General features: G+C 52.5%; 11 protein-coding genes. All 11 read left to right on the top strand.

Going from position 1 to position 11,872, the window contains the following annotated elements; translation table 11 throughout:
- The first annotated feature begins 6 nt into the window (after positions 1–6).
- From wzzE to wecG, 11 genes are read left to right on the top strand one after another with little or no spacing between them, the layout of a single operon-like run.
- The gene (wzzE, locus tag NMD08_RS25375) at positions 7–1,053 is read left to right on the top strand and encodes an ECA polysaccharide chain length modulation protein (RefSeq protein WP_151217269.1); all 1,047 of its coding nucleotides are present in this window, start codon (positions 7–9) and stop codon (positions 1,051–1,053) included.
- Positions 1,054–1,108: 55 nt separating this feature from the next.
- A complete protein-coding gene (wecB, locus tag NMD08_RS25370) occupies positions 1,109–2,239 on the top strand; it encodes a non-hydrolyzing UDP-N-acetylglucosamine 2-epimerase (RefSeq protein ID WP_151217267.1) in 1,131 nt (376 codons plus the stop codon).
- Positions 2,236–3,498, top strand: a complete 1,263-nt coding sequence (gene wecC, locus NMD08_RS25365; protein ID WP_151217265.1) for a UDP-N-acetyl-D-mannosamine dehydrogenase — start codon at positions 2,236–2,238, stop codon at positions 3,496–3,498. The genes wecB and wecC overlap by 4 nt, the downstream gene beginning before the upstream one ends.
- Complete coding sequence (gene rffG, locus NMD08_RS25360) at positions 3,498–4,565, top strand: dTDP-glucose 4,6-dehydratase (protein ID WP_151225753.1); 1,068 nt, start codon at positions 3,498–3,500, stop codon at positions 4,563–4,565. The genes wecC and rffG overlap by 1 nt, the downstream gene beginning before the upstream one ends.
- A gap of 33 nt (positions 4,566–4,598) precedes the next feature.
- On the top strand, positions 4,599–5,480 hold the full coding sequence (gene rfbA / locus NMD08_RS25355) for a glucose-1-phosphate thymidylyltransferase RfbA (protein WP_151217262.1): 882 nt from the start codon (positions 4,599–4,601) through the stop codon (positions 5,478–5,480).
- Entirely contained in the window at positions 5,458–6,135 is a 678-nt protein-coding gene (gene rffC / locus NMD08_RS25350) for a dTDP-4-amino-4,6-dideoxy-D-galactose acyltransferase (RefSeq protein ID WP_151225754.1), read from the top strand. Before rfbA ends, rffC begins: the two co-directional genes overlap by 23 nt.
- A 4-nt stretch (positions 6,136–6,139) precedes the next feature.
- Positions 6,140–7,270 carry a dTDP-4-amino-4,6-dideoxygalactose transaminase gene (gene rffA / locus NMD08_RS25345; RefSeq protein WP_151217259.1) on the top strand — a complete coding sequence of 377 codons (1,131 nt, stop codon included), beginning with the start codon at positions 6,140–6,142 and terminating at the stop codon, positions 7,268–7,270.
- 1 nt (position 7,271) lies between these two features.
- Positions 7,272–8,522 carry a lipid III flippase WzxE gene (wzxE, locus tag NMD08_RS25340; protein ID WP_187260253.1) on the top strand — a complete coding sequence of 417 codons (1,251 nt, stop codon included), beginning with the start codon at positions 7,272–7,274 and terminating at the stop codon, positions 8,520–8,522.
- On the top strand, positions 8,519–9,598 hold the full coding sequence (locus NMD08_RS25335; protein ID WP_151217257.1) for a TDP-N-acetylfucosamine:lipid II N-acetylfucosaminyltransferase: 1,080 nt from the start codon (positions 8,519–8,521) through the stop codon (positions 9,596–9,598). Before wzxE ends, NMD08_RS25335 begins: the two co-directional genes overlap by 4 nt.
- The gene (wzyE, locus tag NMD08_RS25330) at positions 9,595–10,950 is read left to right on the top strand and encodes an ECA oligosaccharide polymerase (protein WP_187254149.1); all 1,356 of its coding nucleotides are present in this window, start codon (positions 9,595–9,597) and stop codon (positions 10,948–10,950) included. The genes NMD08_RS25335 and wzyE overlap by 4 nt, the downstream gene beginning before the upstream one ends.
- On the top strand, positions 10,950–11,690 hold the full coding sequence (gene wecG / locus NMD08_RS25325) for a lipopolysaccharide N-acetylmannosaminouronosyltransferase (protein WP_187254150.1): 741 nt from the start codon (positions 10,950–10,952) through the stop codon (positions 11,688–11,690). Before wzyE ends, wecG begins: the two co-directional genes overlap by 1 nt.
- Positions 11,691–11,872 lie beyond the last annotated feature (182 nt).

Genomic DNA, 11,872 nt, shown 5'->3' with positions numbered 1-11,872 from the left:
GGTACGATGACACAACCATTACCGGGGGAAGACGCCGTGAGCGCTGAAAATGAACTGGACATCCGTGGGTTGTTTCGTACCTTGTGGGCTGGGAAGGTGTGGATCGTCGGTATGGCTCTCGCCTTTGCGATTGTCGCTCTCGCCTATACGTTTTTTGCGCGTCAGGAGTGGAGCGCCACGGCGATTTCAGACCGGCCAACGGTCAATATGTTAGGCGGTTATTACTCTCAGCAGCAGTTTTTGCGTAACCTGGATATTAAGGCCAGTCTCGCTTCTGCGGACCAACCGTCGGTGATGGATGAAGCCTATAAAGAATTCATCATGCAGCTTGCTTCCTGGGATACGCGTCGTGAATTCTGGCAGCAGACTGATTACTATAAGCAGCGTATGGTCGGTAATAGCAAAGCCGATGCGGCGATGCTGGATGAACTGATTAATAACATTCAGTTTATGCCTGGTGATGCGGTACGTAATACCAACGACAGCGTGAAGCTGATTGCCGAGACGGCGCCTGATGCTAACAATCTGCTGCGTCAGTACGTCGCGTTTGCCAGCCAGCGCGCGGCGCGTCATCTGAATGATGAGTTGAAGGGTGCCTGGGCTGCACGCACCGTGCAGATGAAGGCGCAGGTTAAACGTCAGGAGGAAGTGGCGAAATCGATCTTCTCCCGCCGTGTTCACAACATTGAGCAGGCGCTCAAAATTGCTGAACAGCATAATATTTCGCGTACTTCCACGGATATTCCTGCTGAAGAATTACCTGATTCTGAACTGTTTTTGCTTGGACGACCTATGCTGCAGGCGCGACTCGAGAACCTGCAATCTGTTGGTCCTGATTTCGATCTGGACTACTTCCAAAACCGAGCCATGCTTAACACACTGAACGTTGGGCCAACTCTGGATCCGCGTTTTCAGACCTATCGTTATTTGCGTACGCCGGAAGAACCGGTAAAACGTGACAGCCCTCGTCGTGCTTTCCTGATGATTATGTGGGGCATCGTTGGGGCTCTGATCGGTGCTGGTGTCGCGTTAACCCGCCGCCGCACGATTTAGCAATACCGTTGCAGTGAGGGGCTGGGCCCTCACTGCCAATCCGAAGAGAATCGATGTGAAAGTACTGACTGTATTTGGCACGCGACCGGAGGCTATCAAAATGGCACCTCTGGTTCATGCGCTGGCAAAAGATCCTGATTTTGAGGCGAAAGTTTGCGTCACGGCGCAGCATCGGGAGATGCTCGATCAGGTGTTGAACCTCTTTTCCATCGTACCTGACTACGATCTCAATATTATGCAGCCAGGCCAGGGATTAACAGAAATTACCTGCCGAATACTGGAAGGATTAAAGCCAATTCTGGCTGATTTTAAACCTGATGTGGTGTTGGTTCATGGTGATACCACAACGACCATTGCCACTAGTCTGGCTGCGTTCTATCAGCGCATCCCGGTGGGGCATGTAGAGGCTGGTTTACGTACTGGTGATCTCTACTCTCCCTGGCCGGAAGAGGCGAACCGTACGCTGACCGGGCGTCTGGCTATGTATCATTTTGCGCCAACAGAAAACTCGCGCCAAAATTTGTTACGGGAAGCTATTCCCGAAAATCGTATTTTCGTCACGGGCAATACGGTGATTGATGCGTTGATCTGGGTTCGCGACCGCGTACTGGCGAACGATGAATTGCGTGCTGAATTAGCAGAGCATTATCCTTTCCTGAGCTCTGATAAAAAGATGATCCTGGTGACCGGCCATCGTCGGGAAAGTTTTGGCCGCGGCTTTGAAAACATTTGCCACGCGCTGGCGGAAATTGCTGCGGCTAATCAGAATGTACAGATTGTCTATCCGGTACACCTCAACCCTAACGTTAGCGAGCCGGTTAATCGAATCTTAGGTCACGTTGAAAACGTGATTCTGATTGAACCGCAGGACTATATGCCATTCGTCTGGCTGATGAATCACGCCTGGCTGATCCTTACCGACTCCGGCGGGATTCAGGAAGAAGCGCCGTCTTTGGGGAAACCTGTGCTGGTAATGCGCGAAACGACGGAGCGTCCGGAGGCCATTACCGCTGGTACGGTACGTCTGGTGGGGACAGACCCGCAGCGTATTGTTGAAGAAGTCACGCGTTTGCTTCATAACGACGATGAATATCAAACCATGAGCCGCGCCCATAATCCGTATGGTGACGGGCAGGCATGTGACCGAATTTTACACGCGTTAAAAAATAATCGGATATCGCTATGAGTTTTACGACCATTTCTGTCATTGGGCTGGGTTATATCGGACTGCCAACGGCGGCTGCCTTTGCTTCCCGTCAAAAACATGTGATTGGCGTAGATGTAAATCAGCATGCGGTGGACACCATTAACCGCGGGGAAATTCACATCGTTGAGCCCGATCTGGGGGCGGTGGTGAAAACGGCGGTTGAAAACGGATTTCTGCGAGCGGTCACTACGCCCGTCGAAGCTGACGCTTATCTGATCGCCGTGCCGACTCCATTCAAGGGTGAGCATGATCCCGATATGGCCTACGTTGAAGCCGCGGCGAAGTCTCTTGCACCGGTGTTGAAAAAAGGCGCCCTGGTGATCCTTGAATCGACGTCACCCGTCGGGGCAACGGAACAGATGGCTGCATGGCTTGCAGAAATGCGGCCCGATCTGACTTTCCCGCAACAGGTTGGTGACCAGGCTGACGTCAATATTGCCTATTGCCCTGAACGCGTGCTGCCGGGTCAGGTGATGGTTGAGCTGATTAAAAACGACCGAGTGATTGGGGGCATGACCCCAGTCTGTTCTGCACGCGCCAGTGAGCTGTACAACATCTTCCTTGAAGGAGAATGTGTCGTGACCAACGCGCGCACAGCGGAAATGTGCAAGCTCACGGAAAATAGCTTCCGCGACGTCAATATCGCCTTCGCTAATGAACTATCGCTGATTTGCGCCGAACAGGGGATTAACGTCTGGGAACTGATTCGCCTGGCAAATCGTCATCCGCGTGTGAATATTTTGCAGCCTGGCCCGGGCGTAGGTGGGCACTGTATCGCGGTCGATCCGTGGTTTATCGTGGCGCAGAACCCGCAACAGGCGAAATTAATCCGCACTGCGCGTGAGGTCAATGATGGTAAGCCTCATTGGGTGGTCGAGCGTGTTAAGGCTGCCGTGGCCGACTGTTTGGCGGACACCAATAAACGCGCCAGCGAAGTGAAAATTGCCTGTTTTGGCCTGGCATTCAAACCGAATATTGATGATTTGCGTGAAAGCCCGGCGATGGGAATTGCGCAACATATCGCGCAATGGCACAAAGGTGAAACGCTGGTGGTGGAACCGAATATCCGTCAACTGCCGAAAAAACTGGATGGTCTTTGCCAGTTGGCGGCACTGGATGATGCGCTGGCAAGTGCCGATGTGTTAGTCATGCTGGTCGACCATAATGAATTTAAAGCCATTGAAGGCGATGCGGTACAACAGCAGTATGTGGTTGATACCAAAGGGGTCTGGCGCTAATGAAACGAATTCTGGTTACCGGTGGAGCGGGATTCATCGGCTCTGCAGTTGTACGGCATATCATTCATGAGACAAAGGATGCGGTGGTGGTGGTCGATAAGCTGACCTACGCCGGAAACCTGATGTCGCTGGAGCCGGTTGCACAGAATCCCCGTTTTGCCTTTGAGAAAGTGGATATCTGCGATCGGGCATCTCTCGACAGAGTGTTTCAACAATATCAGCCGGACTGTGTGATGCATCTGGCTGCAGAAAGCCATGTTGACCGCTCCATTGATGGGCCGGCCGCATTTATCGAAACTAACATTGTGGGAACTTACACGCTGTTAGAAGCGGCGCGCGCGTACTGGAGTGCATTAACCAGCGAGGAAAAAGCCGCATTTCGGTTCCACCATATCTCGACGGATGAGGTGTATGGTGATCTCCATTCTACCGATGATTTCTTCACAGAAACCACGCCGTATGCGCCGAGTAGCCCTTATTCTGCGTCGAAAGCCAGCAGCGATCATCTGGTCCGCGCCTGGCTGCGTACCTACGGTCTGCCAACGCTGATTACCAATTGTTCCAACAACTATGGTCCGTACCATTTCCCGGAAAAACTGATTCCGCTAATGATCCTCAACGGACTGGCGGGGAAACCGTTGCCGGTGTACGGCAATGGGCAACAAATCCGTGACTGGTTATATGTAGAAGATCATGCCAGGGCGCTCTGGTGTGTGGCGACGGCGGGCGTGGTTGGAGAAACCTATAATATTGGTGGTCATAACGAGCGTAAAAACCTGGATGTCGTCGAAACAGTTTGCAGCCTGTTGGAAGAGCTGGCGCCGCATAAACCGCAGGGCATTGCGCAGTACCGCGATTTGATCGCTTTTGTGGACGATCGCCCAGGTCATGATTTGCGTTACGCCATTGATGCTTCAAAAATAGCGCGTGAACTAGGTTGGATGCCGCAGGAAACGTTTGAAAGCGGAATGCGCAAAACCGTGCAGTGGTATCTGGATAATCAAGCATGGTGGAAACCCGTGCAGGACGGCAGTTACCAGGGCGAACGTTTAGGTCTGAAGGGCTAACAGCCTGGTTTTGGCTCCCGGAGGAGACAACGCATGAAAGGTATCATTCTGGCGGGTGGTTCAGGTACTCGCCTGTATCCCATCACGCGCGGCGTATCGAAGCAACTGTTACCCATTTACGATAAGCCGATGATTTACTACCCGCTATCGGTACTGATGCTGGCGGGAATTCGCGAAATCCTGATTATCACTACCCCGGAAGATAAAGGGTATTTCCAGCGTTTACTGGGTGATGGCTCTGAGTTCGGCATTGAATTGCAGTATGCTGAGCAGCCGAGCCCGGATGGATTAGCGCAGGCGTTTATTATTGGCGAAACGTTTCTTAACGGTGAACCATCGTGTCTGGTGTTAGGGGACAATATCTTCTTTGGTCAGGGATTTAGTCCAAAACTGCGTCATGTGGCTGCCCGAACGCAAGGCGCGACGGTGTTTGGCTATCAGGTGATGGATCCTGAACGTTTTGGTGTTGTTGAGTTTGACGAAAATTTTCGCGCAGTCTCACTGGAAGAGAAGCCGAAAGAACCGAAGTCTAACTGGGCGGTGACAGGACTCTATTTCTATGACAGTAAAGTGGTGGAATATGCAAAACGCGTAAAACCGTCTGAGCGTGGAGAACTGGAGATTACGTCCATTAACCAGATGTATCTTGATGACGGACACCTGACGGTAGAGTTGCTTGGGCGTGGTTTTGCCTGGCTGGATACCGGTACGCATGACAGTTTGATCGAAGCGAGTACTTTTGTGCAGACGGTAGAGAAACGCCAGGGCTTTAAAATAGCCTGTCTGGAAGAAATCGCCTGGCGTAACGGTTGGCTGGATGACGAAGGCGTGAAGCGTGCCGCCAGTTCACTGGCCAAAACGGGCTATGGCCAATATTTGTTGGAGCTGCTCCGTGCTCGTCCGCGCCAGTATTGAGCCGCTTAGCTGGGAAAATACGTTCTTTGGCGTCAATAGCGCCATTGTACGTTTTGACCAACATGCGCCGGTTCTGACTGCGAATGCGTTGCAGTCTTGGTCGCGGGTACAGGCAAAAATTCCTGCCGCAAATAGCCATGAATTAGATGGCTTACAGCAGTTGGGATTCTCACTGGTAGAAGGTGAAGTGGATTTTGTACTGCCGGTGACCTGTTTCAGCGGCAACCCCGGTGCGCAGGTCGCACAACCTGAGGATATCCCGGCATTACGCCAACTGGCAGGCCAGGCGTTTGCGCAAAGTCGTTTTCGCACTCCGTGGTATCCCGCAGATGCCAGTGCGCGTTTTTACGCGCAGTGGATCGAAAACGCGGTGCTGGGGACGTTCGATCATCAATGCCTCATTTTTCGTAAACCGACAGGTGAAATTCGTGGCTATGTCTCGCTGCGTGAACTGAATGCGACCGAGGCCCGAATTGGTCTGCTGGCCGGGCGTGGTGTGGGCGCAGAACTGATGCAGGCGGCGCTTTGTTGGGCACAGGCTCGCGGTAAAACAACATTGCGCGTGGCGACCCAAATGGGCAACACCGCCGCGCTTAAACGTTACATACACAGTGGTGCGAATGTGGAAAGCACCGCGTATTGGTTATACAGGTGAAACGATGATTCCATTTAACGCACCGCCGGTGGTGGGAACTGAACTTGATTACATGCAGTCCGCGATGAACAGCGGCAAACTGTGTGGTGATGGCGGCTTTACCCGCCGCTGTCAGCAATGGTTGGAGCAGCATTTTGGCAGCGAGAAAGTGCTGCTGACACCCTCCTGTACCGCATCGCTTGAGATGGCGGCATTACTGCTGGATATCCAACCTGGTGATGAAGTCATTATGCCAAGCTACACGTTTGTCTCCACGGCCAATGCCTTCGTGCTGCGCGGGGCAAAAATCGTCTTTGTTGATATCCGCCCGGATACCATGAACATGGACGAAACGCTGATTGAAGCGGCAATTACCGACAAAACCCGCGCGATTGTGCCAGTACATTACGCGGGCGTGGCCTGCGAAATGGATACCATTATGGCGCTGGCGACAAAGTACAACCTGTTTGTAGTGGAAGATGCCGCTCAGGGCGTCATGTCAACCTACAAAGGTCGGGCGCTGGGGACAATTGGTCACATTGGCTGCTTTAGCTTCCATGAAACCAAAAACTATACCGCAGGCGGTGAAGGTGGTGCGACGCTGATTAATGATAAAAAATTAGTCGAACGCGCAGAGATCATCCGTGAAAAAGGCACCAACCGCAGCCAGTTTTTCCGCGGTCAGGTAGACAAATATACCTGGCGTGATATCGGCTCCAGCTATCTGATGTCCGATCTGCAGGCCGCCTATCTGTGGGCGCAACTGGAAGCGGCGGACCGCATTAACCAGCAGCGTCTGGCGCTGTGGCAGAATTATTACGATGCCCTCGAACCGCTGGCGCGTGCCGGACGGATTGACCTGCCTTGTGTTCCGGAAAGCTGCGTGCAAAATGCCCATATGTTTTATATCAAGCTGCGCGATATCGACGATCGCACCGCGTTGATTAACTTCCTGAAAGAAGCCGAAATTATGGCGGTGTTCCACTATATCCCGCTGCATGATTGCCCGGCTGGCGATAAATTTGGCGTGTTTGCCGGTGTTGATCGTTACACCACCAAAGAGAGCGAGCGCCTGCTGCGTTTACCGCTGTTCTATAACCTGTCACCGGTTAATCAGCGAACGGTAATTTCGACCTTACTCAACTATTTCGCCTGATATGTCGCTTGCAAAAGCGTCCTTGTGGACGGCGGCCAGTACGCTGGTAAAAATCGGTGCGGGTTTGCTGGTCGTGAAGCTGCTGGCAGTGTCATTTGGTCCGGCTGGCGTGGGGCAGGCGGGCAACTTCCGTCAGATGGTCACCGTGCTTGGCGTGTTAGCGGGGGCCGGCATTTTTAACGGCGTCACGAAATACGTTGCGCAGCACCATGATGACCCGGCACGATTGCGGAGGGTAGTCGGTACCTCTTCCGCAATGGTGTTGGGATTCTCTACCCTAATGGCGGTGATTTTTTTGCTGGCAGCCGCGCCTATCAGTCAGGGGTTATTTGGCCATACTCATTATCAGGGGCTGGTACGACTGGTTGCGCTGGTGCAGATGGGTATTGCATGGGCGAATCTACTGCTGGCGCTGATGAAGGGTTTCCGCGATGCGGCGGGTAACGCGCTGTCGCTAATTGTGGGTAGCCTGGTAGGCGTGGTGGCTTATTATGGCTGTTATCGCCTGGGTGGGTATGAGGGGGCCTTGCTGGGGCTGGCGCTGGTTCCTGCGCTGGTGGTTATCCCAGCAGCCATCATGCTGATTAAGCGTGGCACTATTCCTCTGCATTACCTGAAGCCTTCGTGGGATAACGGTCTGGCAGGGCAGCTAAGCAAGTTTACGCTGATGGCGCTGATTACCTCCATAACGCTACCTGTCGCATATGTGATGATGCGAAACCTGCTGGCGGCGCAGTACGGCTGGGATGATGTGGGGATCTGGCAAGGGGTAAGCAGTATTTCCGATGCTTACCTGCAATTTATCACCGCCTCATTTAGCGTTTACTTGCTGCCGACATTGTCGCGTTTGACCGAAAAGCGCGACATTACACGCGAAGTGATCAAGTCGTTGAAGTTTGTGTTGCCGGCGGTTGCCGCCGCAAGCTTTAGTGTTTGGCTACTGCGTGACTTTGCTATCTGGCTGCTTTTCTCCGCTAAATTCACCGCGATGCGCGACCTGTTTGCCTGGCAACTGGTCGGCGATGTGCTGAAAGTGGGGGCGTATGTCTTTGGGTATCTGGTGATCGCGAAAGCGTCGCTGCGGTTTTATATTTTGGCTGAAATTAGCCAGTTCATATTATTGACGGCGTTTGCTCATTGGTTGATCCCTGCTCACGGTGCGCTGGGCGCGGCACAGGCGTATATGGCAACGTACATCGTCTATTTTTCTCTTTGTTGTGGCGTATTTTTACTCTGGCGTAGGCGGGCATGACTGTACTGATTCACGTTTTGGGATCGGATATCCCTCACCATAATCAAACCGTGCTGCGGTTTTTCAACGACTCGCTGGCCGCAACCAGCGAGCACGCGCGCTCGTTTATGGTTGCAGGTCCGGATGCGGGATTCAGTGAGAGCTGCCCGGCGTTATCGCTGAGTTTCTACAGCGGGAAAAAGGCGTTGGCTGAAGCGGTTATCGCGAAAGCAAAAGCGGATCGCCAACAGCGCTTCTTCTTCCACGGTCAGTTCAATACCAGCCTGTGGCTGGCGCTGCTGAGCGGGGGAATTAAACCGACGCAGTTTAACTGGCATATCTGGGGCGCAGATTTATACGAAGTCTCCAGTGGACTGAAATTCCGCCTGTTTTACCCGATTCGTCGCATGGCGCAGAACCGCGTGGGCTGCGTATTTGCCACGCGTGGTGACTTGAGCTATTTCGCCGGACAACATCCGCGCGTGCGTGGTGAGTTGCTCTATTTCCCAACGCGAATGGATCCCAGACTCAATAATATGAGCAGTGAATGTCAGCGTAGCGGCAAGATGACGGTGTTGGTTGGCAACTCAGGCGATCGCAGCAATGAGCATGTTGCCGCGCTACGCGCTGTTCATCAGCAGTTCGGCGACACGGTGAACGTGATTGTGCCGATGGGTTACCCCGCTAATAATACGGCCTACATCGATGAGGTTCGCCAGGCGGGGCTGGCATTATTTAGCGCTGATAATCTGCAAATTTTAAGTGAAAAACTGGAATTTGATGCCTATCTGGCATTATTGCGTCAGTGTGATTTGGGGTACTTCATTTTTGCCCGTCAGCAAGGGATCGGTACTCTGTGTTTGCTGATTCAGGCCGGTATTCCTTGCGTGCTGAACCGTGAAAATCCCTTCTGGCAGGATATGGTGGAGCAGAATCTCCCGGTGTTATTTACCACTGATGAGCTCAATGAAGACGTCGTACGCGAAGCGCAGCGCCAGTTGGCATCGGTAGATAAAAATACAATCACCTTCTTTAGCCCTAATTATCTGCAGCCGTGGCATAACGCGCTGCGCATTGCTTCAGGAGAAATCGTATGAGCCTGATGCAATTTAGCGGCCTGCTGGTGGTATGGTTGCTTTCCACCTTGTTTATCGCCACGCTGACCTGGTTCGAATTCCGTCGCGTACGTTTTAACTTCAACGTTTTCTTTTCGCTGCTGTTTTTGCTGACGTTCTTTTTTGGATTCCCGTTGACCAGCATCCTGGTGTTCCGTTTTGATGTGGCTGTCGCTCCACCGGAGATCTTGCTGCAGGCCTTGCTGTCAGCCGCCTGTTTCTATGCCGTCTACTATGTGACGTATAAAACGCGATTGCGTAAGCGAGTAGAGGGTAAGCCGCGCAGGCCGCTGTTTACTATTAACCGCGTTGAAGCCCATTTGACCTGGATTATCCTGATGGCGATTGCGTTGGTAAGCGTAGGCGTCTTCTTTATGAACAACGGATTCCTGCTGTTCAGACTGCAATCCTACAGCCAGATTTTTTCCAGCGAAGTCTCTGGGGTCGCTCTGAAGCGTTTCTTCTACTTCTTCATTCCGGCCATGCTGGTCGTCTATTTCCTGCGTCAGGACAGCAAAGCGTGGTTGTTCTTCCTGGTAAGCACCGTCGCGTTTGGTTTGCTGACCTATATGATTGTGGGCGGGACACGCGCCAATATCATTATTGCGTTTGCCATCTTCCTGTTTATCGGCATTATTCGCGGCTGGATTTCGCTGTGGATGCTGGCCGCTGCGGGTGTGTTGGGTATTGTCGGAATGTTCTGGCTTGCGCTGAAGCGCTACGGAATGAACGTCAGCGGAGATGAGGCGTTCTATACGTTCTTGTATCTTACGCGCGACACTTTCTCGCCGTGGGAGAATCTGGCGCTGTTGCTGCAAAATTACCACAATATTGAGTTCCAGGGGCTGGCGCCGATTGTTCGTGACTTCTATGTCTTTATCCCTTCCTGGCTGTGGCCAGGCCGGCCGAGTATTGTTCTCAACTCAGCGAACTACTTTACCTGGGAAGTGTTGAATAACCACTCGGGACTGGCGATTTCGCCGACGCTAATTGGTTCTCTGGTGGTGATGGGCGGGGCGCTGTTTATTCCGTTAGGCGCGATTGTCGTCGGGTTAATTATTAAATGGTTCGACTGGTTGTATGAGTTAGGCAATCGCGAAGCTAATCGCTATAAGGCGGCGATTCTGCACAGTTTCTGTTTTGGTGCCATTTTCAATATGATCGTTTTGGCACGTGAAGGACTGGATTCGTTTGTCTCACGAGTAGTCTTTTTCCTCGTGATTTTTGGCGTTTGTCTGCTGGTAGCAAAATTGCTGTTCTGGCTATTCGATAGTGCGGGACTCATCCATAAACGAATAAAATCGCTGCCCCGGACACAGATTGAAGGATCGTAATGACAGATAACACAACAGCGCCACTCTATTCGCTGCGCGGGCTACAACTGATTGGCTGGCGCGATATGCAGCATGCGCTAAATTACCTGTTTGCCGAGGGACATCTCAGGCAGGGGACACTGGTGGCGATCAACGCCGAGAAAATGCTGACGGCAGAAGATAACCCTGAAGTGCGGGAATTGATCAACGCCGCTGAGTTCAAATATGCGGATGGCATTAGCGTGGTGCGTTCAGTGCGCAAAAAATTCCCGCAGGCGCAGGTTTCACGCGTGGCGGGGGCTGATCTGTGGGAAGCGCTGATGGCGCGAGCCGGGCAGGAGGGAACGCCGGTATTCCTGATTGGCGGTAAGCCTGACGTTCTGGCGCAAACAGAAGCCAAACTGCGTGCGCAGTGGCGCGTGAACATAGTGGGTAGCCAGGACGGGTATTTTACCCCGGAGCAACGTCAGGCGTTGTTTGAGCGTATCCACACCAGCGGTGCGCAAATTGTGACGGTGGCGATGGGCTCGCCGAAACAAGAGATCTTTATGCGTGATTGCCGCAAGACTCACCCAGAAGCGCTGTATATGGGCGTGGGTGGTACCTACGACGTCTTTACCGGTCACGTTAAGCGCGCACCTAAAATTTGGCAGAATCTGGGTCTGGAGTGGCTGTATCGCTTACTGTCGCAGCCAAGCCGCATCACTCGTCAACTGCGCTTATTGCGTTATCTCCGCTGGCACTATACCGGCAACCTCTGACACCTTCTCTTCTCTGATAAGTAGCGTTTTCTACTAATTACGCTACTTATTCACCACATTATCGCTGCTTTATCGCACAGTCCATCTATTTTTTGAATGCTTTAATTGCCATTTAAGCGATTTTAGGAAACCATTCGCAACAATCATTCCAGTGCCGTGGAGTTTTGACGCCAACCGCTAAG

The organism is Citrobacter meridianamericanus, from assembly GCF_041320245.1.
Classification (GTDB): Bacteria; Pseudomonadota; Gammaproteobacteria; order Enterobacterales; family Enterobacteriaceae; genus Citrobacter; species Citrobacter meridianamericanus.
This window is presented reverse-complemented; position numbering and strand designations above follow the sequence as displayed.

Excerpts from the sequence above, each read along its gene's own strand:
- wzzE (WP_151217269.1), top strand. The coding sequence starts at position 7 with ATGACACAACCATTACCGGGGGAAGACGCCGTGAGCGCTGAAAATGAA.
- NMD08_RS25335 (WP_151217257.1), top strand. The coding sequence starts at position 8,519 with ATGACTGTACTGATTCACGTTTTGGGATCGGATATCCCTCACCATAAT.
- rfbA (WP_151217262.1), top strand. The coding sequence starts at position 4,599 with ATGAAAGGTATCATTCTGGCGGGTGGTTCAGGTACTCGCCTGTATCCC.
- wzyE (WP_187254149.1), top strand. The coding sequence starts at position 9,595 with ATGAGCCTGATGCAATTTAGCGGCCTGCTGGTGGTATGGTTGCTTTCC.
- rffA (WP_151217259.1), top strand. The coding sequence starts at position 6,140 with ATGATTCCATTTAACGCACCGCCGGTGGTGGGAACTGAACTTGATTAC.
- wzxE (WP_187260253.1), top strand. The coding sequence starts at position 7,272 with ATGTCGCTTGCAAAAGCGTCCTTGTGGACGGCGGCCAGTACGCTGGTA.
- wecC (WP_151217265.1), top strand. The coding sequence starts at position 2,236 with ATGAGTTTTACGACCATTTCTGTCATTGGGCTGGGTTATATCGGACTG.
- rffG (WP_151225753.1), top strand. The coding sequence starts at position 3,498 with ATGAAACGAATTCTGGTTACCGGTGGAGCGGGATTCATCGGCTCTGCA.
- wecG (WP_187254150.1), top strand. The coding sequence starts at position 10,950 with ATGACAGATAACACAACAGCGCCACTCTATTCGCTGCGCGGGCTACAA.